Raw genomic sequence first — 24,652 nt, 5'->3', positions numbered from 1 at the left:
ATTCAGGTGCTTCATAAGCCTGACGGAGTACCGGGGGAGGGGCTACAGGAGCGATCGGTCGGCGAGCAGATAGCTCGTCAGCTCCTGACGCGCTTCGGCCGACTCCGGCACGGCCGCATACGTCGTGGTGATCTGCCGCCGCTTGTCGGCACCGCCGAACGACGCATGGTAGGAGTGCGGATCGAAGGCGATGAGGTCACCGGGGGAGGAGTCGACGGTGAAGGCCGGCACCTCCTCGGGCCGCATCCCGAGGCGACGCATCGGGTTCTCCATCTCCGCGGCGAACGAGTCCCAGCTCCCGCCTCTGCGGTGGGTGCCGGGAATGAACCGCAGCGCTCCGGTGTCGCCGTCGAGCGGCTCCAGATACTGGACGATCTTGAGGAGCCGCAGAGCGCGGTGGTTCCCGTCCCGGTGCCAGAAGGTGGCACCGTCGTAGCGGACTCCGTCGCCGCCGACGTAGACGACATCCGTGCCCAGCAGCCGACGTGCCACCTGAGGACACCGGTCGTCGGCCAGGAGCACCCTCTGGAGCACCTCGCTGCGCTCGGCGATCCGGGCGACGCCCGCACGCCCCTGCCTGCCGACCTGCGGGAAGGTCTCGAAGACGTCTTCGAAGGCGTCGGCGACGGCCGGCACGACGTCGTTCTGCACACCGCGCAGGTGGAGGAACCCGAACGTCCTGAAGCGGGTGACCTCGGCGTCGGTCACCGACAAAGAGGTGAGTCTCATCCGATTGACACCGATCCGGAGACGTAGCGGTTGAGGAAGTAGCGACGCGTGTCGCGCTGCTCGGTCTCGGTCACCGGGTCACCGACACAGTTGAACGCCAGCTGCCGTCGTATGTCGCCGTGCCATGCCGAGTGCAGGACGTTCGTGTCGAAGACGATGACGTCGCCGGGCTCGGACTCGACGACCACCGCCGGAACGTCGCCACCGGTGAGACCGAGGTCCTCCCCGTGCCTGATGACGTGCTGGGTCGGTTCCCCGAGCCAGCCGTTGTCGGCTCGATGTGAACCGGGAAGGAAACGCAGGGCACCCGTGTCGTGCGCGGTGGCGTCCAGGTACAGAACGAAACGCAGGAACGGCGTGGTGTAGAAACCGTCCGAGTGCCAGTACGAGTCGCCGACGAGCGCGTTGGCATCGCTGGTGATGACCTGGTGGTTGCGTTCGAAGAACGCCCCGCAGATCGCGCCCACCCACGCCGATCCGGAGATCAGCCCCAGCTCGGGCATCTCGTTGAGGGCGTCGAACCTGGTGACTCTCTCGTTCGGCGTACCGTCCGCCGGCAGATCGATCAGCCGGCCGAAAGCACGCTGCAGTTCCTCCACGGTGTCCGCGGCGGCCCCCCGGAGGCGGGCGAATCCGAACACCCGCAGCTGCTGCGCGACCTCCGCCTCATCGAGTGACATGGGACCGCCCCGGTGCGGAGTGCCGAGCAGCGGACGTGAGCCAGGCCGGCCCCGCCTCGTAGTCATCCAGCTGCTCCTTGGTCCGAGGGCCGATGACCACGGCTTCGGGGCGGTAGATCTCGTGGATCTCGGAGATCCTGGCGGCGATCTCCTCCGCCCTGCGCTCGGGCGGTACCGCCCGCAGCCGAGAGCCGCCCGAGAAGAGACTGCGGACCACGAGACGGTAGTCGGCGAGGAGGCGCGTCACGTTCGTGTCCTGCGGATCCAGCTGGTCCGCCTCGCACATGACCACGCTGCCGGCGGGCAGCCTGCCGGCGATCTGCGGCAGACTCACGTCCGGCAGCAGCACACTGACGCCCACCAGAGCCGCGTGCCCCGTCCGTGAGCAGTGCCTGGCGAACCCGGCGAAGTCGATGTCCGACACCCGCCTCGGCTCCGGATTGTGCACGAAGGCGACCTCGACGTGGTCCCGCCCGAGCCGCTTCAGGCTTCCCTGCAGCGACTTGGCCATTCCTTCGAGGCTGTAGTCCAGGGTGGGCAGGGGACTGGTGGTGTCGATCCCGACCTTGGTCCAGACCGACGCGTCGCCGGGAAGGTGCGCGCCGAGGTCCTCCTCCGCTCTCCCGCGGGCATACACGGGCGAGGTGTCGAACGTGGTGAAGCCCTGGGCGATCGCACCCTCGACGAACTCCCGGCCCTCGTCCGCGTCGCGACCCAGCACCATCAGGCCGTTGAAGGACCCCGAGCAGCGCATGGTGCCGATCACCACGGACGGCTGATCCTGCATCGTGTTCATGGACAACTCACCCTTCGTGGGATTCCGAACGGCAGATCGCCATGCAGGCCAGACCGGTGGTCGGTGGTTCGCAGAACGACTGCTCGAGCGCCTCGCCGATCTCCTGCCGCGTCGCGAAGACCGACACCTGCTGAGAGCTGTCGTAGGGGCAGCGGCGCAGGAAGCCGTCCGCGGACAGGTATAGCCGCGCGGACTGGCAGGACCGGACGACCGGGCCGCGCAGCCACTCGTGGTAGTCCGACACCACTGTCCTCAGCTGCTCCGACATGCCGAAGAAGGTGTCGATCAACGCCAGGTCGCGCTTGAGGTGGGGATTCTCGAAACGGAACGTCGGCGACGGCAGCAGCGGGCTGACCTCCACCGGGACATCGGCCGTCTCGACCACCGAGACGATGGCCTTCAGGTCGTCTTCGTCCAGCTCGTATGCGGTGACATGCAGGCTCGCCCGACGGTGTCCCAACGCCTCGAAGACCTTCGGCGTCGAGGAGATCGTGCGGCCGGTGCGGCCGATTTCGTCCGCTCTACGGCTGTCGGCGGAGACGGTGACGTGACTGAGCATGCCGGCGACACCGGCGAGGGCATCGAGTCGCGGGCCGGTCCTGGCGGCGGTGACCACCGAGGTGCGGAAGCCGAACTGGAGCGCGACGCGCACGAGTTGACGGAACTCCGGGTGGTCGGTCGGCTCGCCGCCGGACAAGCACAGCTCGTCAACGCCGAGTTCGTGGAGCCGCGACAGTGCCCGGGCGTAGGTGTTGAGGCTCAGGACGTCGCGTCCGACATCGGCCCGGAAGCAGAACCGGCAGTTCACTTCGCAGTTGTCGGCGGTCGAGACGAGCACTCCGCGGAGTGCTCCGAGGCTGTCGGTCACTGCAACCCCGTATGGTCGGTCAGGGCGAGTTCGAGACCCACCTGGAAGAAGTCGCACATCTGCGGATCGGGCTCGGGGTTGTTCCGGAGCGAGACGTCGTTGCGGGACGGACCACCGCAGACGGCGGCGGCGGGGCACTCTCCGCACTGCTTCGCCGGCAGGAGGTTCTTGGCGGCTCCCGCCAGCAGCTCAGGCTGCTCCCGAAGCTGACTGATCGGGAAGACGAACGAGTCGTCGCGCCAGTTCAGGTCGAGGATGGAGATGCGCCCGCGGGACAGCAGAGCCGCGTTCAGGCCGCCGTCCTGCTGGATGTGCTCGTACATCTTCGGCAGGCGGGTGTCCAGGGCCTGATAGATGCGGTCGAGCGAGGAGAACAGCATGGCACCGCGGGACAGCGCCAGAAGCCGCGAACGGAACACCGCGCGGCACAGCGCCTCGCCGTCGACGTGCCAGCGGCCGGAGATCGGAATGGGGGTGTTGACGTAGATGAAGTTGATGCCGAGGGACAGCACGTACTCGACGGTGTCCGGCAGGTTGCTCACATTGATCGGCGTGGGGGTGAGGTTGCAGCCCACGTGCACCCCGGCATCGATCAGCCGCTGGATGTTCCGGTGGATCCGCTGGTCCGCAGGCTTGCCCGACAGCAGGAACCGCTCGACCTTGTTGTCGTCCGGAGCCCCGTCGAAGGAGACGCCCACGCCGTACTTGAACTTCTTGAAGTGCTCGATCATGGGGTCCTTGATCAGGACACCGTTGGTGACGACGGTGAACTGCACACGCCCCACGCCGTGCTTCTCGGCGAGTTCGAGAGCGTACTCGTCTCCGTACTGCATAAGGTCGAACCGGGTGGTCGGCTCACCGCCGAACCACTGAATGGTGACCTCCTCCTGGCCGGCGTTCTGCTCGAAGAGGTACTCGAGCCCTTCGCGGAGGTCGGGGATGGTGATGTCGTCGGCGCCCGTGTTGGTGTCCACGAAGCAGTACGTGCAGGTCATGTTGCAGCGGTCGGTCACCACGATGCGGTATCCGCTGATCCGCGGCGGCTTTCCGGTCATCGCCAGCCCGTTGAGCCGGTCGAAGATGAGATCACGCTGAGGTGCGGCCGGTGGCTCGGAAGTGAAGCCCAGCTGTTTCATTTCCGCCAGGATCTGGGGCTCGTCGTCGCGGATCCGCTTCATCTCATCGGCGGTGAGACTCGCGCTCCCCAGGGAGACGGGATCAAAAACAATACCCTCCGCCCCCTGAGCGACAAGCAAATACTTGTTCCAGAGTCGATCGGCATCGTTCGTCACGGTGAACTCCTAAAGAAACGGAACCAGCCATGCGTCGGAACGAACCGCACAGCGAGAAGCCCGCTGCGGTGCCACCGTCGCTTGCCGATGACACCGCAGCAGGATGGATCGATCAGTCTTCTTGCGCGATGTTCGCGTCCTTCAGAACACCCTGAACGATCTCGGTGTAGTGCTTCTTGAGATGCTCGGTGTTCTCGGACGTCGCACCGTCGGCGAGGACGATGATGCCGGGCAGCGACGGGTTGGGCGCCATGAGAACGATGCCGGGCGGGTCAAGGCTGATCGCCATGACGGCGTCCTCGACCGGCACCCACTCGATCCGCTCCTTGACGGCGTCCATCACGCTGACCTGCTTGGCCTTGAAGTCTTCGCGCTCGCCGAACCACACGCCCGACTTACCGCGCGACCCCACGGCGTCGGCGTAGATGAGGTGGTTGTCCTTCTGTTCGCGAGGTTTGGGCATTCAAACGCCTCCTAAGAAAGGGTCGAATCCGGTCCGCGCTGCCCCGGAGCTGAATTACTGATTGCTCCACGGCTTTTTGTGCGCATATTGCGACCGCTGGCGCTCACTCTCGCACGCGGGGGAATATACGTGGTCCATCCCTGGTATATTCGACGTGCGCCTCGCCTTTTCGGTATTCCCGCTCCATCGCGAGGGGGATTTTAGTGACGTGACGCGATGTGCCGATATGGGCTGGCGACCGGTACCGTCACGGTTCGTCCGTCGGTGCGGAGCCGCCCGGCAGATGATCGAGGATCCGGCTGACATCGTTGGCATCGGGCAGGCCGAGACCGGTGAAGAGTTCGTGCGCCTTGCCGAGCTGGACACGGGCGGTGTCGATGCCGCCGCGATCGGCCTCGGCCCGGCCCAGGACCATCAACGCGTAGGCGTGGTCCCGTACGGCTCCGATCTGTTCGCACCGGGCCACGGCCTCGGTGGCGTACCGCACCGCCTCGTCGTACCGCCCTGTCCTGCGGAGGGTTTCGGCGAGCCGGTACAGGGCGTGGGCCTCACGCCCCCGGATGCCGGCGGACCGGCAGACCGCAAGGCACTCGGTGTAGCGGGCGATGGCGTCGTCGAACCGCTCGTGTTCGTGCAGCGCCAGAGCCAGCACGTACAACGCGTAGGCGATCCCCGGAAGGTCGCCCATGGAACGCAGGGTCACCAGCGTCGTCTCGCAGGCCGGGATCGCCTCGGCGGCCCGGCCGCTGCGCACGCGGGCGAGCGCCGCGTTGATGGTGGTCGCCGCCTCGCCGGACCTGTGGCCGAGGACACGGGCGAGTGCGATCGCCGCGTCGAAGCACTCCACCGCCTCGTCGTATCGATGCAGAAACATGACCGCCACACCGAGGTTGTTGAGCGCCTGCCGGAGGATGACCGTGTCCTTCGTGTTCCTCGACGCCGTGACGGCCAGGCGCGCGTGCTCCTCGGTTTCGGACGGGCGGGCGGCCTGCAGGGCGATGCTGCAGCACAGCAACTGTGCCCGGCCCAGAACCCGTTGGTCGCCCCTTAGCTCGGCCTCCCGCGCGAGCTCCAGTGCGGCGGACCGCAGCCCCTCGAACCGGACGTCGGCGCAGAAGGGGCTGACCGCGATGAGCAGGTCGACGGCGGTCCGCAACTGGCCGTCGTAGGGCTCCGTCCGCCGTCCGACGGTGTGCAGCGCGGCCGCCGTCACCAGTCCGATCTCGCCGGTGATCCAGGAACGTGCCGCGTGGACGTCGCCGAAGTGCAGCCCCTGGGACCGCAGCGGGCCGAGGGAGTTCGCCACCGGGTCTCCGGGCACGGCCTGCGCGAAGGCGTTGCACGCGGTGGCCAGCAGGTAGTCGAGCAGTCTGCCGAAGGCCTGCCGGGTGTCGTCCTGGTGTTCCGGCTCCGCGCACTGGGCGAAGGCGCGGAGCAGGTCGTGGTAGCGGTAGCGGCCCGGTTCGGGGGACTCCAGCATGGCGGCGTCCACCAGGGCTTCCAGCAGTTCCTCCGCCGTCTCCTCGTCCGTCGCGAGTGCGGCCGCGGCCACCGGCAGACCGAAGTCCAGGGACCCCGGGACGGCGAGCAGCCGGAAGGCGCGGGCCTGCTCGGGCGGCAGTTGCCGGTAGCCGAGTTCGAAGACCGCGTGGATCGACACGTCACCCACGCGTAGTTCCTCGATGCGTCGCTGCTCGTTGGCGAGCCGGGCGGTCAGTGTCGCGATGGCCCACCGCGGCCGGGACGCCAGCCTGGTGGCCACGATCCGGATGGCCAGCGGCAGGAATCCGCACAGCCGGAGCAGTTCGAGCGCCTGTTCCCGTTCCGCGTCGAGCCGTTCGTGCCCGATGACCGCGCCGAGCAGCGAGAGGGCCTCCTCGGGCCTGAAGGTGTCTATGCTGAGCTGTTTGGTGACCGGCAGACCGAAGAGACGGGACCTGCCGGTGACGATGACTCCGCAGCCGACCGATCCGGGCATCAAGTCCAGGACCTGCGACGCGTCACGTGCGTTGTCCAGGACGATCAGCACCCTGTGGCCGTCCAGCATCGAACGGAAGAGTTTGCAACGGTCTTCGAGGGTCTCTGGTACGGCCTCGGCGGCGACGCCCAGCGACAGCAGGAACCCCGTCAGGACGCCGGCGGGCTCGGCGGGGTTGTCGTCCGCTCCGCGCAGATCGGCGTAGAGCTGCCCGTCCGGGTAGGCGTGCCGTACGCCGTGGGCCGTGAACAGGGCCAGTGAGGTTTTCCCGCTGCCGCCCATCCCGGCTATCGCCACGACGGTCGGTGCTCGCCGTCCGGGCGTCGTCAGCAGGGTGTGCATGTCGCTGACGGCGTCGGTGCGGCCGACGAAGTCGGGAAGCAGCGGCGGAAGCTGTGCCGGAACGGGCAGCGGTTCCCGGTCCCGGGCGGCCGCGGGGAGGGGCTCGGCCGGCTTCGGTTCGTCGGGCACCGCGGGTTCCTCGACGGCCGCTATGGAGAGGGCCGGATCGTTCTCCAGGATTTGCCGGTAGACGGCGGTCAGCTCAGGCCCGGGATCGATGCCCTGCTCCTCCAGCAGTAGCTTCCTGACACCGCTGAATACCGCGAGCGAGTCGGCCTGTCTGCCCGCCCCGTAGAGCGCGCGCATCAACAGGCCGTACGGACGCTCGCGCAGGGGGTGTGTGGCCGTGAGGTCCGCCAGGTCGGGAATGACCTGGCGATGGCGGCCGAGGGCCAGGTCGACGTCGAAACGTTCCTCCAGCAGAGCGATGCGTAATTCCTCGAGCCGGTCACGCTGCCGCATGGCGAAGGGGCCGGGCACTCCGGCCAGAGTCTCTCCCTGCCACAGGTCGAGTGCGCGGACCAGCCTGTCGCTCGCCTCCTCCAGCCGGCCCGAGGCACGTGCCTGCGCCGCTTCACGAGTGAGCGTTTCGGCCTGCCTCACGTCGAGCGAGGACGGGGGGACGACCAGGCGGTAGCCGTCGCCGACCGACACGAGCACGCTCGGCGTGGAGCGGTCCGGTTCCAGGAGTCTGCGCAACTGCCAGGCGTAGGTGCGGATCGTGGTGGTGGCCTTGCTGGGGGGCGTGGGACCCCACAACGCGTCCACCAACTGTGTCTTCGACGCGGTGTGCCCCGGTCGCAGGAGCAGGACTGCCAGCATGGCCCGGAGCTGGGGTGGACCGAGGTGCAGTTCCGCGTCGCCCCGGTATGCACGAACCGCCCCGAGAACGGCGAAGAGCAGTTCTTCCGTCACCTCGCCAAGGCCCTCCTTGCCCGACCACTCCGAACGCCGTCGTCAACATCATGGTCACGAACTCACCGTGGGGATCGGCTCACGCTTGGATCGATCACCTGTGCGCTGAAGTGGCCAGCCGAGCGCCGTCGGCTGGCAACCAGCCTATCAGCCGCGTCGATTCATCCTCGAAAATGTGTATACGACGTGAGGCCGCCGGGATTGCGGGGCAGGGGAGACCGGCTCCGGGGAACACATGAGCGGGTGCCCGTACGGGCACCCGCTCATGAACCGTCAGTGGTCGGCCGGACCTCTCAGACCAGTGACTCCCAGTCGACGATGCCCTCCGCGAGGTCGCGCACTCCGGCGAGCAGGCCCAGCCTGTTGGCCCGGACTGCGGGGTCCTCGGACATCACCAGGACGTTGTCGAAGAAGATGTTCACCGCGTCGACCAGCTCGCCCGTCTCCGCGTTGAAGCGGACGAGCGAGGTCTCCCCGTCGAGGACCTGCCGGCACTTGACCAGGGCGGCGTGCAGAGCCTGCTCGGCGGGCTCATGGAGCTGCTCCGGGGCGTACACCGCCTCCAGCCCGGCCGGCACGATGCGCCGTACCCGCTGGAACGCCGCGAGAACGGTGGCGAACCGGTCGTCACCCTGCAGGCCTTCCAGCTCCTCCAGGGTCCGCGTGGCCAGCCGCGGCGAGTCGCCGCGCACCAGCACCGCGCGGACGTCGGTGGTGGAGTGCCCCAGCTCGATCAGCTGTTGCTCGAAGCGGCGCAGCACGAACTGGGCCGCGTCCTCCAGATGCTTCTGCTCGACCGTGACGGCCTGGTGCTCCGCCGCGACGGCCAGCGCCTGGCCGAGCCTGATCGCGGCCAGGTCGCTCCTGCTGAGGAGGATGTTGACCACGCCCAGCGCGGAGCGGCGCAGCCCGAACGCGTCCGAGCTGCCCGTGGGTTCGGCCCCGATCGCGAAGAGTCCGACCAGCAGATCGAGCCGGTCCGCCAGGGCCAGCAGGGCCCCCGGCAGCGTTTCGGGCAACGCGTCGCCGGCGAAACGCGGCAGTTCGTTCTCGTAGAGGGCCTGCGCCACCGCCTGGCTCTCGCCCGCGCGCACGGCGTATTCGCGCGCCATGATGCCCGCGAGGCTGGACAGTTCGGTGACCATCTGGGAGCCGAGGTCGAACTTGGTCAGGGCCGCGGCCCGTTCCAGGACGTCGTGGGCCGTGCCGGACAGGCCGATGACCTTCGCCAGCCGGTGGGCGATGGCCGAGATGCGGTCGGCGCGGTCCGCCATGGAGCCGAGACGCTCCTCGAACGTGAGGAGGTGCGTCTTCTCTCTCATCTCGCTCAGCGGAGTCTCCAGATCCGCCTTCCAGAAGAAGGAGGCGTCCTCGTACCGGGCGCGCAGCACCGCCTCGTTGCCGTGGCGGACGACGTCGTGGTCGCACGTTCCGTTGGCCACCGCGACGAAGTGGGGCAGCATGCTGCCGTCGGCGTCCACCACGGGAAGGTAGCGCTGGTGCTTGCGCATGACGGTGACGAGGATGTCCGCGGGCAGCGTGAGGTACTTCGGGTCGAAGTTCCCGAGGATCGGGGTGGGGGACTCGACCAGGTTGGTGATCTCGTCGATCAGCGCGCCGTACTGCTCCGTCTGGATGTGTCCGCCCACGGCCTCGGCGAGTCGCGCCGCGCCGTCCACCACGAGGCGCCGCCGCTCCGCGGCGTCCGCGAGGATTCCGTGCTCCTTCAGAAAGGGCAGGTACCCGTCGGCCGTCGGCACCTCCGCCGTGGGAGGCACCGCGTCACGGTGAACCTGCGTCGTACGTCCCGACGTCAGGCTGGACACCGTGAAAGGGACGACCCGCTCTCCCAGCAGAGCCATGATCCAGCGGATCGGACGGGTGAAGGAGAGCCGCGGAGCGTTCCACCGCATGTTCTTCTCGGAGCGAAGTCCGGTCACGACCTCCGAGAGGAGAGCGGAGAGGACGTCCTCGGCCGAGCGCCCGACGACCTGCCGGGTGAGCGCGACATGCTCGTTGGCCCCGACGGTGACGCGACCGAGGTCCGCCGGTTCGGCGCCGTTGCTCCTGGCGAAGCCGATGGCCGCCTTGGTGGGGTTTCCCTCCGCGTCGAACGCCGCCGAGACCCGGGGCCCGCGCACGGTCTGTTCGTAGTCGGCCTCGCGGGGTTCCACGCCGAGGACGGTGGCCACCACGCGTCGGGGGCTGGCGTCGACCCTGATCTCACCGTGTCCCAGCCGGGTTGCGCCCAGTTTCTCCGTCAATGCGGTGCGCACCGCCTGCGAGGTCCGGGTGACCTCGGCCGGCGGCATCTCCTCCACGCCGATCTCGACCACGAGGGTGGCCGGCCCCGGTTCGGCCGGCGGGGTCACCGTGCCCTGCTCGGCCCCGACGGGTTCCGCGGCCGCCGCCCGGCCCGGAGCCTCGCTCACCGCGGTGTCGGCCGGGGCGGAGTCGCTGCTCGACACGCGGCCCAGGGGGAAACCGAGTTCCTCGCGCCGCGCGACCCACAACTCGGCGACCTCGTGGGCCAACCCGCGCATCCGGGCGAAGGAACGTGCCCGCTCCGTGGTGGAGATGGCGCCCCGCGCGTCGAGCACGTTGAACGCGTGCGAGCACTTGAGGACGAAGGAGTACGCGGGAACGGGAAGACGCGCGTCGAGCATGCGGCGCGCCTCGCCCGCGTAGGCCTCGAAAAGGCTCCGCTGGGTCTCCAGGTCGGCCTCGTCGAGGTAGTAGCGGCTCATCTCGTACTCGGCCTGGCCGAACGCCTCGCCGTAGGTGACACCCGGCGCGTACTTGAGGTCCTTGAAGTGATTGACACCCTGAAGCGCCATCAGGATGCGTTCCATGCCGTAGGTGATCTCGACGGACACCGGGTCGAGGGTGATGCCGCCTGCCTGCTGAAAGTATGTAAACTGGGTGATCTCCAGACCATCGAGCCATACTTCCCAGCCGAGCCCCCAGGCGCCCAGCGCCGGGGACGCCCAGTTGTCCTCGACGAAGCGAATGTCATGTGCGGCCGTGTCGATGCCCAGTGCCTGCAGACTGCCCAGGAAAAGCTCCTGCGCGTTTCCGGGCTCGGGCTTGAGGATGACCTGGTACTGCGTGTGGGTCTGCAGCCGATTCGGGTTCTCGCCGTAACGTGAGTCGTCGGGCCGGACGCTCGGTTCCACGTATGCGACACGCCACGGCTCCGGTCCCTGGACCCGCAGGAACGTAGCGGGGTTGAGCGTGCCCGCACCAACCTCGGTGTTCATGGGCTGAACGACCAGACACCCGTGTTCGGTCCAGTACTTGTTCAGCACCAGCAGTGCTTCTTGCATCGTCAACACCGAGATCATTCCTCCACGAATACGGCACATGCTCAGAGCATCTCCCGGCTGAGGCTCAGGAGACCATGGCCTGCGGGAGTCTACCAATCAGGGCGTTTCCGCTCGGCATCGCTGGGGAGCCAACGGGCGCCACGTCCGGGCCAATTGCGACCGGCCGAGCGGGCCGGCCGGCGTTCCCCCGAGTGGCCGAGACCTGTCGACGGCCGTCGCCACGGCCCCGTCACCTCCGGCCGCGTCCCGCGGCCGGAGGTGCGCGTGCCCGGCGCCCGAACGGGCGGGGAACTCGAAGATCTAGGGAATCCACTAGTCTTTCCGGGCCGCCGTTCTGCCAGTCGATTTTCATGCGACCATGAGTGTGGACGTTTATGCGGAACCTTTCCCTTCCTGCCCAGCCTATTCAGTTCATAGTGTCGGCGGACGGGAAATCGAGGCTTGACTGATCGAATGTTGCTCTCTACGGTTCAGTCGTTCGGTCATCCGGACGTGAAGTGAACGCATTACATCCCCTGTGCTTCCTCTCGTCAGGTGGTTCGGTGCCTGTAGTGGATTTCGTCCGGGCATCGCTTTTCGGTGATTTCTTGGTGTGGCTCGACACAGTTCTCTGGTTACAGAATCCGATCCCACGGATGCGAAGAAGCCCCTGCGAAAGAGAGAAGTCATGGAAAACTTCGACGACATCGACATTTCCGACCTGTCGGAAGAGGAGCTGGACGACATCGTCGGCGGCCAGTTCGGGATTTCCCTCACCTGCGTCATCTGACGATCTGAAGTCCGCGGTCCGTCCGCCGAGGGGGCCTGCGCTTCTTCGGCGGACGGGCCGACGGCTCACGTCCGGACGTCCTGTCGCGGGCAGACAGGCCAGTGACTCACAACGGGAAGGGACTCATGCCTGGCGATTCGCGTTTCAACGCCGAGGCGCTCGAACACCATCGCAGGAGCGATGGCCTTGGACCGGTCTTCGGTCACGCTCCTGCCGTGACCCGGCCCAAGGGAGCAGCCGAGCGGATCACGGCGGTCCGCGAGCGGTTCAGACGACGCACACGCGGAGCGCGGCTGCAGGTCTGCTTCCAAACCCAGGTCAGCGACTGCGGTCCCGCCGCTCTCGTGACCGTGTTGCGCCACCACGGCGTGGACGTGTCCCTCGACGAGATCCGCGCGCGTGCGGGTTCCGGACGCAATGGCGCATCGGCCCGCACCCTCCTGGAGATCGCCCGCGAATACGGCGTCAAGGGCCGCGGCGTACGCGCTGGCACGGAAGCCCTGGCGCGGCTGTCCCCCGGTTCGATCCTGTTCTGGAACTTCAACCACTTCGTCGTCCTGGAGGGAGCCGGCAAAGACCATGTGGATGTCGTCGACCCTGTCCATGGACGCCGCAGGCTCACCATGGCAACGGTCGCCGAGTCCTTCACGGGCGTGGCCCTGGAGTTCGAGCAGCCGCTCGAAGCCGGCTCCGGCCGGCGCCGACGCGGCAGTGAACTCCCCGGCCCCTGGCACCGCTTGCGGCAGTTTCTGCCGCTCGGCCGGGAACTGGCGCTGATCCTCGCCTCCTCCGCCGGACTCATGGCCTTCGAACTCGCCCTGCCGCTCACCGCCGGATTCCTGGTCGAACGCGTCCTCGGCAACCGGTCCACCGGCGGAGCGTGGACGGCCTGCGCCATCCTGGCCGGTCTGGTCGTCCTCTATTTCTCCCTGTCAGTGGCGCGATCGTTTCTGGTCACCAGGCGCCAGGCCGTCATCGAGAAACGGCTCACCCTGGGCATCGTCGGGCATATGGCGGACCTGCCCTACGACTTCTTCACCGTGCGCAACTCCGGTGATCTCGCGCTACGGGTCCGCACCAGCAACGTGCTCGTCCAGGTCCTGAGCCTCACCGCGGTCTCGGCCCTCTTCGACAGCCTGCTCATCGTCGTCTATCTGATCGCCATTGCCGTCGCGAACCCGCTCCTGTCGCTTCTCGTCACCGTGCTGGTCGTCATGCAGACCGCCATCCTCGTGCTGACCTGGCGCCGGCAGACCGGACTGAGCCAAGAAGTCCTCGAACGCCAGACCAAGGCCCAGGAGGAACTGGTGGAGATGCTGGAGAGCATCACCACCCTCAAGGCCGCCGGCATGGACGGCCGGGCGGTGGAGCGCTGGTCGCACACCTTGGTCCATGAGGTCAACAAGCGTCTGAGCGCCCGCCGCAACCTCGCCCTGTTCGCGTCCCTCAGCCGCACGCTGCAGTTCGCCGCGCCCCTGATCGTGCTGGTCGCCGGGATCTGGCTGGTCCTGAGCCACCGCTACTCGCTCGGCGAGGCCATGGGCTTCATGACGCTGACGATCGCCCTGTTCATCCCGCTGGAAGGCCTCTTCGACGCCGGCTCCCAGCTGGCCGCGGTCCGGCCCACCCTCGCCAAACTCGACGACGTCCTGCGAGCGGCCCCCGAACCGCGGGGCGCCTTCGCCGGGACCGGCGTGGCCAGACCTGGCCGGATCAAGGCCGAAGCGGTCGGCTTCCGCTATCCGGGAGCTCCGCGGCCCACCCTCGACGGCGTCAGTTTCGAACTCGAACCAGGGCAGTTCATGGCCGTCATCGGCCGTTCGGGCTCCGGGAAGTCCACCCTCGGCATGCTGCTGGCCGGACTGTACACACCCACCGGCGGCACCCTGACCGTCGACGGCACCGACCTGGCCGAACTCGACCGGCCCACCTACCGGCGGCGCATCGGCTACGTCAACCAGAACGCGCACCTCTTCGGCGGCACCATCCGGGACAACATCCTCTTCGGCGGCGACGACATCAGCAAGTCGGATCTGATCACGGCGGTCGGGCTGGCGCACATCCACGAGGAGATCGAAGCCATGCCCATGGGGTACAACACCCTCGTCGCCCCAGGCGGCCACGGGCTGTCGGGCGGACAACGCCAGCGGATCGTGCTGGCCCGGGCGCTGGCGAAGAAGCCCGAACTGGTCATCCTGGACGAGGCGACCAGCGCCCTCGACCCGGCTCTCGAGGAATCCATCATGCGGGGGCTGCTGGACGCGGGAATCACCGTCGTCGTCATAGCCCACCGCCTGACGGTGATGGACGAGGCGGACCAGGTCGTCGTCATGCGCGACGGACGCATCGTCGAGGCGGGTTCCCCCGCCGTCCTCAAAGAGAGCGGAACGGAGTACCTGTGCCTCGCCTGACGGCCTCACGGGTGCGTACCCCGTTCCCGCTGACCTACGAGCAGGAGTGGTTCCACACCAAGACCCTCTCCAGCGGCTGGTCCCACAAGAACACTCAACTCGCGTTCGAGATCCTGGGCGGCCTCGACACGGACGCCCTCGCCGCGGCCGTACGCGCCTTCGTGGTCCGGCACGACGCCCTGCACCTCCAGATGGATCCGGTGCCGGGCCCGCACCCGTTGCAGTGGACCCGGAGCATCGAGGCCGAGGAGGAAGTCGTCCGACGGGTGAAGGTGAAGGCCGCCTCGCCCGCACAGTTCTCCCACTACGCCTCGGTCCTGCTGTCCCGCGACTGCGTCACCCCGTGGTCGTACGGCACACAACGGCCGTTCGTCATCAGGCTGCTGCGCTACGACGAGAACCACCACGCGCTGCTGGCCACCTTCCAGAACCTCGTCTTCGACGGCCGGGCCCATCACCTCTTCGGGCATGAGGTCTGGCGCGACTACCAGACCCTGCGCGACGGCGGGTCCCCGCCGGACACCGCCCCCTCGTTCGCCGACGCGGCGGTCCGGCAGCGGGAGCGGACGAGCGAGCGGCTGCGCGAGCAGGCGCAGGCGAACTGGCGGGAACGCCTGGCCTTCATGACCCGCGTTCCCTGGCCCCGGACCGGTCCCGCCGAGGCCGACACCGCGGAAGGAGGCATGGTGAGCGCGGAACTGCCGGCCGCGACGGTCACGGCGCTGCGTGGTCTGTGCGCCGAGTTCCGCTTCACCGTCCTGCAGTCGGCGGTCGGGTTGTTCGTCACCGCACTGGCCACTCGAACCGGCATGTCCGAAGTGGGACTGTGGACCTCGATGGACTCGCGTGCGTCCCGGGACATGGACGTGGTGGGCATGTTCGCCGGCTCCTGCCCGCTGACCCTGCGCGACGCCGGCGCCGACGCCTTCTCCGTGCGGACACAGGTGCGTGATCAACTGCTCAACGGGCTCCGGCACCAGAGGCTCGACGCCGAGGACCTCACCGCGCTGACCCGGGAGGCGGAGGAGGCCGGAGGCGCACCCGTCAGCCGCGACATCTACGTCAACCTGCGCCGGTTCGACGGGAACTCCGCGGTCGCGGACGACATCGGCGGTCTGCGCATCACGGCTGACGCCTACCCGCTGCACAGGATCACCTTTCATGACACCTTCGCACTTCACCTCCGGTGCACCGAGTTCCGCGACCGCCTGTGCGTCGACCTCCTCTACGACGGGCACCGGGCCGACCGCCGGCTGGCACGGTCGGTCCTGGACGACATGCTCGCCGGCCTGGCGGCCACCGTCCCCGCCGGATGACCGGGCAGGAGCCGTGAGGGCCGTCCGCCTCCCCGCCGTACCCGATTCCGACCCACGCCCCCCAGCAGAGAAGGCGCCATGTCCGACACGCCGATCGACGAGGTACTGACCGCCGTGAGCGAGGTGTTCGGCAGGCCGGTCGTGCCCGAGGACGATTTCTTCGCCCTCGGCGGCGACTCCATCACCGCGGTCGAACTGAGCCTCCGTCTGGAGGAGAGCCTGGGCGTCGAGGTTGATGTCGAACTGGTCGTCAGCCTCCCCGACCTCGCGGCACTCGCCGCCGCGCTCGCGCAGCCCTCTCCCGCCTCGTCGACAGCCAAGCACTGAGGAATCATGAAGCCTTATCTCTGGGACCCCTGGGCCACCGCGCGGACCCACCCGGACCGCGTGGCCGTGATCGCCGACGGCGAGCAGAGCACCTACGGCGATCTCACCGGCCGCGCGGACGCCCTGGCCCGGGGGCTGCGCGCCCACGGGATCCCGGACGGCGCGGTCGTGTCGACCGACATTCCCACCGGACCGGCCTTCTTCGCGCTGGCCCTGGCCGCGCTGCGACACGGCTTCGGTCTCTTCCCCATCGACCGTGAGCTGCTCGGAATTCCCATGGGACCGTCCCTGCTCGCTTCGGTGTCCACCGCCGTGCACATCAGTGCGCGGCCCTGGGCCGACGGACCCGCCCTGCCCTGCCCGGTCGTGACCGACACGCAGCTGACGGCCCGGACGGACGGCCCCGCCACGCCCGCGACGCCGCCGGCCGCGGGCCGCCTCGTGTTCGCCACCTCCGGTACCACCGGACTGCCGCAGGCCGTGGCGCGGACACGTCCACGCAGGCCGTACCGCGGGGTCGCGGTCGTCGAACGCTACGGCGCCGGAGTCGGCCGGGGCCCGCACCTGATGGCCAACCCCACCTACCACTTGGGCACTCTCGGCCCCGCCCTGTACGCGCTGCAGGCGGGCAGCACGGTCGTCGTCCAGCGAAGCTGGTCCTGCGACGCCTTCACGGAACTGGCGGACCGTCGCCGTGCGGACAGCGCCATGCTCAGCCCCGACCGCCTGACCGACCTCGTCGAGGCCGGCGCGGCACCGAGCCACCCCTTCCAGGTCGTCTTCCACGGCGGAGCCGCCTGCCCACCCGGGGTCAAGCGCGCGGCCATCGACCTGTTCGGGCCGGTCCTCCACGAGTACTACGGCACGTCCCACGGTGTCATCACCGAGATCACCACGGCGGAGTGGCTGGCCAGGCCCGGATCCGTCGGACGGCCCCTGCCGGGGATCCGCGTCGAGATCTCGCGGGAGGGCCGGCCCGTGCCCGCGGGCGAGACCGGGGACATAGACATCCGGCTGCGGGCGGCCGACCGGGATCCGACCGACACCGGCGTGCTGAAGACCGGGGACGTGGGCCATCTCGACGACGAGGGATATCTGTTCGTCCTCGGCCGGGCCGAGAGCCCGCGGGAGATCCGGATGGCGCGACTGGAGCACGACATCCGGTTGCTGCCCGGAGTCACCGACGCCGCCGCCCTCGACGGCGCCGGCGACCGACCGGTGTGCTTCGTGGAACACGGTCACGGTGCCGACTTCCAGGACCCGGTGCCCGCCATCGAGGCCACGGCGGAAGAACTGGACCTGCCCTGCCCGCGCGTCGTGCTCGCGGTTTCGGGCTCCCTGCCCCGTACGCCCAGCGGCAAGCTGAGGCGGGCCGATCTCGGCGTCCTGGCCCGGAGCGCTCCGCGTGGCCCCCGGTAGCGGAGGACCGGCCCACGACTCCGTCACAGCCACCGGATGGCTCCGGCACCACGCCCGGCAGCGGCCGGAAGCCATCGCCCTGACCAGCTGGGACGAAGGGGAGATCCGGCGCCGTACGACCTTCGGGGAACTGGACCGGCTGGTGGACACCGTCGCCCGCGCGCTGCGGGGCCTGGACGCCGAACCCGGGCAACGGGTGGTCCTGGTGCTGCCGAACGACGAGACGTTCGCCGCCGTCCTGCTGGCCGTGATCGGCACCGGACTCGTCGCGGTTCCCGCCCCGGGCCCGCGCACGATGCGCGCGGAGGCGTTCGAGCAGCGACTGCGTGCCATCGTTCGGGACTGCTGCCCGGCTCTCGTGATCACCACGGAAGCGTGGCGGGACACGGTGCGCCCCGCGCTGGAGGACTCCGCCACGCGGGTCAGGATCCGCACCTGGGAGGAGCTGCCGGCGGTCGCCGCCGCCGTGCCGGAGCGCGGCGGCGCGCCCGAAGTACGGGTGAGCCCGCGAACACCCGCCTTTCTCCAGTACACCTCCGGATCGACCGGCTCTCCCAAGGGCGTCGTCATCGATCACCGTGCCCTGCGGTCGAGTTGCCGCCAGGCGGCCGTCTGCTACCGCGAGAGCCCGGCCGACGTCGCCGTGACATGGGTGCCGCTCAGCCACGACATGGGTCTGATCACCGGAATCCTCAGGCCGCTGTTCAGCGGATACGAGTCCGTGCTCCTGCCGACCGAGCGCTTCGCCCGCCGTCCGGCGGAATGGCTCTCCGCTCTCACCGTCTGCCGCGGCACGCTGTCCAGCGCTCCCGACTTCGCGTACGACCTGTGCGCGCGCAAGACCACCGACGACGAGATGGAAACCCTGGACCTGCGTGCCTGGCGGGTCGCGCGCAGCGCGGGTGAGGTGGTCCGCACCGCCACCGCCGAGCGGTTCGCCGCCCGGTTCGCGGCAGCGGGGTTCCGGGCCGAGGTCCTGTGTCCCTCGTACGGGATGGCGGAGGCGACCCTCACCGTCACCGCCACCACCCCCGAACTCCCGCCGCTCCGCCTCGCCGTCAGCACCGAAGCACTGCGTGCGGGCCGCGCGGTCCGCGCCGCGCGGGGAACCCCCTCCACCACCCTGCTCTCCTCGGGCGTCCCGCTGCCGGGAACCCGGGTACGCATCGGCGACGGCCGCCAGGACCCGCACCGCGTGGGAGAGATCCACGTCCGGGGCCCGCAACTCTTCAGCGGCTACTGGCGCAAGCCGGTCCGGCGATCCCGTTGGCATCCCACCAGGGACCTCGGGTTCCTCGACGGCGGCCAGCTGTTCGTCCTCGGACGGACGGACGACGTACTCGTGCACCGCGGCCGCAACTTCCACCCGGCGGACATCGCCGCGGCCTGTGCCGCCGTACCGGGCCTCAGACCGGGGCGGTGCGCCGCCTTCACCGTCGAGGACGAGGCGGCCGGCGAACTCCTGTGCCTGGTGTCGGAAGTGACCGGCGGCTCCGGCGCACCGTCCCCCGCGCAGGTGGCCGCCCAGGTACGGCGCCGGCTCGCCCAGGTCCTCGACCTGTACGTCTCCGAGGTCGCCCTGCTGCCCGCCGGCGGCCTTCCCGTGACGACCAGCGGCAAGGTGCGGATCTCCGAGACGAAACAGCGCTTCGAGCGGGGCGAATTGCCCGTTCTCCGGCCCCACGTGCCCCGGCGCACATCGTCCGAGCTCAGAGAGGAACGCACGACATGACCATTGCGCACTCCACGACACTGTCCCGGTGGGTCGGCGACCCGGCGGCCTTCGCCGCCGACCACTGGCGCCGCCGTCCCGGTGTCTTCACTCCCGACGGCTCCCTCGTCAGTCCCTTCACGCCGGCCGACGTGGACGACGCCCTCGCCAGCGGCTTCCTGCACGAGCCCTACCTGGAGATGACCGGCGCCGAGGGTCCCCTGCCCACCGACACCTACTTCTCGGCACGTTCGGTCCGAGGCGTCTCCCACCCGGGGTTCGCCGACCAGAAGAAGATACGGGGACTGATCGAGCAGGGCGCGACCCTGCTCATGCACCGGGTCGACCAGTGGCACCGCCCCACCCGCGATCTGCTGGCCCGCCTCTCGGCCGAACTCCAGCGGCCGGTGGAGGCGTTCTGCTTCGTCACCCCGCCCGGCGCCCAGGGAGCTCCACTGCATCGCGACGACGCCGATGTGCTCGTTCTCCAACTGGCCGGCAGCAAGGACTGGCGTGTCTACGAGGGACCGGCGAACGGTGAATGGCGCGAGGGGAGTGTGGAAGGGGAGAAGCCGGCGGAGGTGCTGCGCGCCACCGTGCACGCCGGGGACGTCCTGTACATCCCACGCGCCTTCGCCCACGAGGCAGTCGGCAGCGGCGGCCTGTCCGTGCACCTGTCACTGACGATCCGTGAGGTCCACAAGGGCGATCTGTTCCGCAGCCTCCAGAAGCTCACGGCCAGGGCGATGAACGTCGAAGCGCGTCCCCTGGACGACGAAGCCGTCCTCGCCGCCGCCACCGCCATGCTCGAGCACGTGAGCAAGGCACTGGCCGGTCTGACCCCTCAGGACCTGGTGGACCACGCGAGGCGGACCAGGCTTGCCGCCCTGCCCGATCCCGGTGCACCGGTCTCGCTCGGTGACCTGGCCGCCGGATACGCCGATCCGCGGTGATCCCGCGCGTCCCGACGCCGGAGGCCGCACGGGTCGCCACCGGGCGTCCGGAGCCGTGCTGACACCGGGCACCGGTCCGAGGACCCCGGCCGGCCCGTCGTCGTAGCGGCCTGGGGACCGGACGGTCCGCCGGCGCCCGGTGCCGCTCCGCTCGCTGCACCCGGGTGCGGGCGGCGCCCCCACTCATCGATTCCGCACTGATCGTGCGCTGATCGCCGTGAGCCAGTATGGCCGTAACCGAACAGGTCGGGCGCGTGCAGCGCTCCATGCCCAGCGGCGCCTACGACAGGTCTGCCCTGCGAGTCGCCGTCGATCGGGCCGGCAGGGTGCAGTCGAAAGCCACAGGAGCACGAATGGGTCATTCTGCGCTGACAACGGACAGAGAGGTCTTGGTTTTTCTCGACCGCAAGCACCAGATGCAGTACGGGAGCCCGGAATTCTTCCGACAGTTCGGCGGGTCGGGCGAGGAACTGTACGGAAAGCCGTTTCGCTACCTCATAGAATCGGACCTCCGCGAGGCTCTCGACCGCGACCTGAACCAGCTACTCGTCGGAGACCGGGACCAGTTCAGTCACCGCATAGCACTGCGGCGACGGTCTGCCACACCGCTCAGGGCCGTGCTCACGGCGACAGCCCTGTGGGGTAGTTCGCCGAACAGGGCCGTGGTCATACAGCTCTTCCACCCCACGGACCCCGCCGGGCCGAAGACCGTCAGCGAGAGTCTGGTCATCGGTGAGATGGCGGCGAAAATCCTCGAAGGAACCGCGGCAGGACTGACATCCGAATTCCTGGCCTCACGTTTATTCATCAGCCCCAAGACCGTCGATTACCACATCTCGCGCATGCTCCGGCAGTTCGGCACGCCGAATCGGGTGGCGCTGATCGCGCTCGCCTACTCGACGGGAATACTGCAAATCAATTCGTGGCCGCCCCGGGTCGCCGATGAGTTCATAAAATAGGAATCCGGATGAGTCTATGCCCTGCCCCTCGTCTGACACGCGGCCCGTCATCAGGACGCGTCGCGGTTTCCCCGGATGGTCCTTGTTTCTCGTAAGGGGGTAGGAGTGGAGCTCATGCGCAGAGCGTGGCATGGCGGCGGAGCGTCCCGTTCGGACGCCGACCCGGACGCGGGGGTCGAGACCGGCCCCACTCAGCTGAATCTCTTAGGGCCGCTCGAGATCCTCGTGTCCGGTGTCACCGTGTCCCCGGGAGGAGCGAAGCCGCAGATCCTCTTCGCCTACCTGTGTCTCCATGCCAACCGGCACGTCTCGGTCGACAACATCATCGAGGCCGTCTGGGGAGAGGCACCACCCTCGAGCGCCAAGAAGAACATCCAACTGTACGTGAGCCGCCTGCGCCGGCAGTTCGCCTACGCGACCGGCGTCCGTCTGATCACGACCAGTGACGGGTACCAGCTCACGGCCGAGTCCGATCAGGTCGACCTGGAGCGGTGCCAGCAGCTGTGGCAGCTCGGCCAGGAAAGCCTCCACAACGGTGCGCCCAAGGAGGCCGGCAGGCTGCTGCGCGAGGCGATCCGGCTGTGGCGGGGCAAGCCTCTGAGCGGCCTCACCCACACTCTGGTCATGCAGGCCGAGGCGGCCAGGCTGGAACAGTTCCGGCTCGGACTGCTGATGAAGTACTTCCAGGCGCAGCTCGCGGACGGTCAGCACTTCGAGATAATTCCCGAACTCCTCGCCACGGTCGCTGATCATCCGCACCAGGAACGACTGCGCGCGGATCTCATGATGGCCCTGTGGCGGTCCGGCCAACGCCACGCCGCGCTGGCCACCTATCGCGAGGCGTACCAGCTGCTCGCCGACGACCTGGGAATCTTCCCCGGACGGCAGTTGCATGCGCTGCACCAGGCGATCCTGGCCGACGACGCGGACATCATGGATGGCCTGACGACGGACCGGAGCGTCGCTCCATGACATCGTTCACGGCCCGCGGGAAGGCGCTCCCGTCGCGGCATTGGGCACAGCAGCCACCGATTCACCGCCCGACCTGCACATTGATCACCCGTTGATCACGGCCTGCCAGCATGGCCAATCGCTGCGGGCCCGGTGGCACGCGGCGCAGAACTCACCAGAACGGATACATAAAGTGAAGCGATGCAAATCCGGCGTTCCGCTGCGTCAGTCCCTGCGTGCCGCCGTCCTGGCGCTGCCGTTCATCCTGGCCGCCGTCATCGTCGGTTCCCCCGTCGGCGGAGTGGCGAACCACCCGTCGTCCGGCACGGTGAACCACCACTACCGGGCCGAGGACCCGGAGCAGTGGAACGGCACGGGGTCGAGATACCACGGGCCCTCCTCGTGACCGGCCGGCGACGGGAGGTCGACGCCGGCGATCGCTAGGGGTGACCGTCGGCCGGGGGCGGCGTGACGCAGCCGGGGGCGGGGCGCGGACTCACCCGAGGGGTGTGCGGCGACCACCGCATCCTCACAACCGTGGCACCACGTTCACAGCCGCCGCGTCCACCGGGCCGGACCCCCGATGACCGCCGGCCGGGACCGGACCCGTCCGCACGCCACGTGACGCCCCGGGCGTGACCTGATTCCGCGCTGCCGATCCGCCGCACTCACCCGCGGACCCCCTGCTCACCTGGGCCTGCGGCGACCCGTCGCATCCGTCCTGCGGCTCCGCGGTCCGGGTGGGACACCGCCCCGCACGCGGCACACCGAGCGGCGGGAGTGTCGGCACGAACATGTGTCCATGCGGAGACCGTGTACCCGTTTCCCGAGGGCTCCAGAGATACCGCACCGGCCGTGGAGAGAGGGGGAAGAGGCCGTGGGCCGGAACCGGTCATGTGTGATCTCGTGAGAGATGAGAGAGTCGGGCGGGTGAGCGAGACACCAGCAAACACCCTGCAATACCGCTTTGACGGCCCAGAACACGCTCCTGTCCTGATCCTGGGCCCCTCGCCGGGAACCACCTGGCACATGTCGTAGAAGCCGTCCACGGGCGTCCAGTTGGTCCAGGGTGAGTGCGGAAGTCCAGGTCAGGGCCTTGTGACGTGAGAGCGTCTACGGGGTTGGTGACACGCCTGTGATCGCTCGTGATGCGTGAGGACCCCCGTCGGCTTGCTCAGACGGGAGTGCTGCGTAGATGGGGACGTGATACGACGACGCCCCGCTGGCTTGCTCCAGTGGGACGTCGTCGTGCAGTTGGTCGAGAGGGATTGGGGCTTGTACTGGGGGCGCCGTTGTACTCCGGCTCGCCGCTCTCGAGTACGGGGAGGAGTGAGGCGGTGACGACGCGGGCGGTGCGGCCTATCGGCAGCACGCGACAGGGGAATTCCCCGCGGCGAACAAGGTCGTAGCTCTTCGATCTCGACAAGCCGAACGCTTGGGCGGCGTCCTCGACGCTCGCGGTCCTATTCCAGGTGGCGCGGATGTGCTCGAGGCTGAACGGGCCGTGATGCGTTTCGCTGCTCTGGCTAGGCATTCCTGTCAACAGTGCCTTTCCGGTTTGATTGCTTCCCGGGCAGCGGGGAGACGCGGTGGACTGCCAATAGTCCAAGGAATCACCGGTCTTGGTAACTGGCCATTGACGGATACCCTGCTCCGATGAGCGTGAGGGTGAGTTGCAAGCCCAACCAGCATTGCTGGTTGGGGCACCGCGTCCGCGTCGCCAGCGAGGTGATGGTCAACGCGGTTGGCGGTAGGGCGCCCGCCGGACTTGGTCCGAGCAGTCGCGCATCTCGCACCTGTGCACCCGTTGGAGGCCAAACCCGCCTGTGGGCACTTCCTCGGGTCGGCCACTTCAACAGGGGCCCGGAAGGGGGGAGAACGGCTCACTCGGTTGAGCCCTGCGGTCGTCGGGACGCAGTGGAAATGGAATGAGAATGGCCCGCGGAGCGACCTACGATCGTCTGTCATGGGTGTGTATGCGAGCCGGAATCGGACGGATGCGGCGCCGAAGCGGGCGGCCGAGCACCAGGCCGAGTTCTTCGAGAGGGTCGCCGGTCCGTTCTGGGACCAGGTTCGGGATGTGATCAACGAATGGTGGTCGCGCTTCCCTGACCAGGCTCAACCCGGCCTGCTCAGCCGGCTGCGGGACCGAAACTCCGACACGAACGTCTACTCTGCGCTGTGGGAGTTGTGCCTGCACGAGATGTTGCTCGGTTCCGGTTGCAGCGTGGCGGTTGAGCGGCAAACGGGAACAGGTGGCTATAACTGATCGTTTCAATATGAGTTGAGTCCATGCTCTTGCAGCGATCGATCTTGGTCGGCAGGCTGTGCGGGTGCGTGTTGATCTTGTTTCTGACGCTCTCTGGGAGCGGGTGGCTCCGTTGCTGCCGCCCGTTCCCGAGCGTCGTCATCGCTACCCCGGACGCCTGCGCGTGCCGGACCGGGTG

General features: G+C 68.6%; 18 protein-coding genes and 1 pseudogene. 11 read left to right on the top strand and 8 right to left on the bottom strand.

Going from position 1 to position 24,652, the window contains the following annotated elements:
• Positions 1–42 precede the first annotated feature (42 nt).
• The 8 genes from ACZ4N4_RS36855 to ACZ4N4_RS36820 form a co-directional block, all read right to left on the bottom strand.
• A complete protein-coding gene (locus ACZ4N4_RS36855; RefSeq protein ID WP_467597105.1) occupies positions 43–729 on the bottom strand; it encodes a phytanoyl-CoA dioxygenase family protein in 687 nt (228 codons plus the stop codon).
• Complete coding sequence (locus tag ACZ4N4_RS36850) at positions 726–1,409, bottom strand: phytanoyl-CoA dioxygenase family protein (RefSeq protein WP_075029620.1); 684 nt, start codon at positions 1,407–1,409, stop codon at positions 726–728. The genes ACZ4N4_RS36855 and ACZ4N4_RS36850 overlap by 4 nt, the downstream gene beginning before the upstream one ends.
• Positions 1,396–2,205: an aldo/keto reductase family protein gene (locus ACZ4N4_RS36845; protein ID WP_467597103.1), complete on the bottom strand. Its 810-nt coding sequence runs from the start codon at positions 2,203–2,205 to the stop codon at positions 1,396–1,398. The genes ACZ4N4_RS36850 and ACZ4N4_RS36845 overlap by 14 nt, the downstream gene beginning before the upstream one ends.
• 7 nt (positions 2,206–2,212) lie before the next feature.
• Positions 2,213–3,073 carry a radical SAM protein gene (locus ACZ4N4_RS36840; RefSeq protein ID WP_168497240.1) on the bottom strand — a complete coding sequence of 287 codons (861 nt, stop codon included), beginning with the start codon at positions 3,071–3,073 and terminating at the stop codon, positions 2,213–2,215.
• Complete coding sequence (locus tag ACZ4N4_RS36835) at positions 3,070–4,251, bottom strand: radical SAM protein (RefSeq protein ID WP_467597100.1); 1,182 nt, start codon at positions 4,249–4,251, stop codon at positions 3,070–3,072. Before ACZ4N4_RS36835 ends, ACZ4N4_RS36840 begins: the two co-directional genes overlap by 4 nt.
• Positions 4,252–4,477: 226 nt before the next feature.
• The gene (locus ACZ4N4_RS36830) at positions 4,478–4,828 is read right to left on the bottom strand and encodes a hypothetical protein (RefSeq protein WP_075029623.1); all 351 of its coding nucleotides are present in this window, start codon (positions 4,826–4,828) and stop codon (positions 4,478–4,480) included.
• Positions 4,829–5,075: 247 nt separating this feature from the next.
• The gene (locus ACZ4N4_RS36825) at positions 5,076–8,063 is read right to left on the bottom strand and encodes an AfsR/SARP family transcriptional regulator (RefSeq protein WP_467597098.1); all 2,988 of its coding nucleotides are present in this window, start codon (positions 8,061–8,063) and stop codon (positions 5,076–5,078) included.
• 293 nt (positions 8,064–8,356) lie between these two features.
• Positions 8,357–11,389 (bottom strand): glycine--tRNA ligase, encoded by a 3,033-nt coding sequence (locus ACZ4N4_RS36820; protein ID WP_467597624.1) that lies wholly within the window; start codon positions 11,387–11,389, stop codon positions 8,357–8,359.
• Between the two features lie 984 nt (positions 11,390–12,373).
• Here ACZ4N4_RS36820 and ACZ4N4_RS36815 point away from each other — a divergent pair.
• From ACZ4N4_RS36815 to ACZ4N4_RS36765, 11 genes and pseudogenes are all read left to right on the top strand, one after another.
• A complete protein-coding gene (locus tag ACZ4N4_RS36815; RefSeq protein ID WP_467597095.1) occupies positions 12,374–14,569 on the top strand; it encodes a peptidase domain-containing ABC transporter in 2,196 nt (731 codons plus the stop codon).
• Positions 14,557–15,885 carry a condensation domain-containing protein gene (locus ACZ4N4_RS36810; RefSeq protein WP_467597093.1) on the top strand — a complete coding sequence of 443 codons (1,329 nt, stop codon included), beginning with the start codon at positions 14,557–14,559 and terminating at the stop codon, positions 15,883–15,885. Before ACZ4N4_RS36815 ends, ACZ4N4_RS36810 begins: the two co-directional genes overlap by 13 nt.
• 78 nt (positions 15,886–15,963) lie before the next feature.
• Entirely contained in the window at positions 15,964–16,212 is a 249-nt protein-coding gene (locus ACZ4N4_RS36805) for an acyl carrier protein (RefSeq protein ID WP_075029626.1), read from the top strand.
• 6 nt (positions 16,213–16,218) lie between these two features.
• Positions 16,219–17,631: a class I adenylate-forming enzyme family protein gene (locus ACZ4N4_RS36800; RefSeq protein ID WP_388546888.1), complete on the top strand. Its 1,413-nt coding sequence runs from the start codon at positions 16,219–16,221 to the stop codon at positions 17,629–17,631.
• Positions 17,618–19,363 (top strand): AMP-binding protein, encoded by a 1,746-nt coding sequence (locus ACZ4N4_RS36795; protein WP_467597089.1) that lies wholly within the window; start codon positions 17,618–17,620, stop codon positions 19,361–19,363. Before ACZ4N4_RS36800 ends, ACZ4N4_RS36795 begins: the two co-directional genes overlap by 14 nt.
• Positions 19,360–20,295 (top strand): cupin domain-containing protein, encoded by a 936-nt coding sequence (locus ACZ4N4_RS36790; protein ID WP_217547997.1) that lies wholly within the window; start codon positions 19,360–19,362, stop codon positions 20,293–20,295. The genes ACZ4N4_RS36795 and ACZ4N4_RS36790 overlap by 4 nt, the downstream gene beginning before the upstream one ends.
• Before the next feature lie 353 nt (positions 20,296–20,648).
• Positions 20,649–21,254: a helix-turn-helix transcriptional regulator gene (locus tag ACZ4N4_RS36785; RefSeq protein ID WP_467597086.1), complete on the top strand. Its 606-nt coding sequence runs from the start codon at positions 20,649–20,651 to the stop codon at positions 21,252–21,254.
• Positions 21,255–21,368: 114 nt separating this feature from the next.
• On the top strand, positions 21,369–22,226 hold the full coding sequence (locus ACZ4N4_RS36780; protein ID WP_467597083.1) for an AfsR/SARP family transcriptional regulator: 858 nt from the start codon (positions 21,369–21,371) through the stop codon (positions 22,224–22,226).
• A 172-nt stretch (positions 22,227–22,398) separates the two neighbouring features.
• Complete coding sequence (locus tag ACZ4N4_RS36775; RefSeq protein ID WP_467597080.1) at positions 22,399–22,611, top strand: hypothetical protein; 213 nt, start codon at positions 22,399–22,401, stop codon at positions 22,609–22,611.
• A gap of 1,560 nt (positions 22,612–24,171) precedes the next feature.
• A complete protein-coding gene (locus ACZ4N4_RS36770) occupies positions 24,172–24,474 on the top strand; it encodes a hypothetical protein (protein WP_467597077.1) in 303 nt (100 codons plus the stop codon).
• A gap of 64 nt (positions 24,475–24,538) precedes the next feature.
• Positions 24,539–24,652: pseudogene (locus ACZ4N4_RS36765) on the top strand (IS5/IS1182 family transposase); the annotation flags it as partial.

This window comes from Streptomyces sp. NPDC026538, assembly GCF_055567535.1.
This window is presented reverse-complemented; position numbering and strand designations above follow the sequence as displayed.

Excerpts from the sequence above, each read along its gene's own strand:
- ACZ4N4_RS36855 (WP_467597105.1), bottom strand. The coding sequence starts at position 729 with ATGAGACTCACCTCTTTGTCGGTGACCGACGCCGAGGTCACCCGCTTC.
- ACZ4N4_RS36850 (WP_075029620.1), bottom strand. The coding sequence starts at position 1,409 with ATGTCACTCGATGAGGCGGAGGTCGCGCAGCAGCTGCGGGTGTTCGGA.
- ACZ4N4_RS36845 (WP_467597103.1), bottom strand. The coding sequence starts at position 2,205 with ATGAACACGATGCAGGATCAGCCGTCCGTGGTGATCGGCACCATGCGC.
- ACZ4N4_RS36835 (WP_467597100.1), bottom strand. The coding sequence starts at position 4,251 with ATGAAGCGGATCCGCGACGACGAGCCCCAGATCCTGGCGGAAATGAAA.
- ACZ4N4_RS36830 (WP_075029623.1), bottom strand. The coding sequence starts at position 4,828 with ATGCCCAAACCTCGCGAACAGAAGGACAACCACCTCATCTACGCCGAC.
- ACZ4N4_RS36820 (WP_467597624.1), bottom strand. The coding sequence starts at position 11,389 with ATGCAAGAAGCACTGCTGGTGCTGAACAAGTACTGGACCGAACACGGG.
- ACZ4N4_RS36805 (WP_075029626.1), top strand. The coding sequence starts at position 15,964 with ATGTCCGACACGCCGATCGACGAGGTACTGACCGCCGTGAGCGAGGTG.
- ACZ4N4_RS36800 (WP_388546888.1), top strand. The coding sequence starts at position 16,219 with ATGAAGCCTTATCTCTGGGACCCCTGGGCCACCGCGCGGACCCACCCG.
- ACZ4N4_RS36790 (WP_217547997.1), top strand. The coding sequence starts at position 19,360 with ATGACCATTGCGCACTCCACGACACTGTCCCGGTGGGTCGGCGACCCG.
- ACZ4N4_RS36785 (WP_467597086.1), top strand. The coding sequence starts at position 20,649 with ATGGGTCATTCTGCGCTGACAACGGACAGAGAGGTCTTGGTTTTTCTC.
- ACZ4N4_RS36780 (WP_467597083.1), top strand. The coding sequence starts at position 21,369 with ATGCGCAGAGCGTGGCATGGCGGCGGAGCGTCCCGTTCGGACGCCGAC.
- ACZ4N4_RS36770 (WP_467597077.1), top strand. The coding sequence starts at position 24,172 with ATGGGTGTGTATGCGAGCCGGAATCGGACGGATGCGGCGCCGAAGCGG.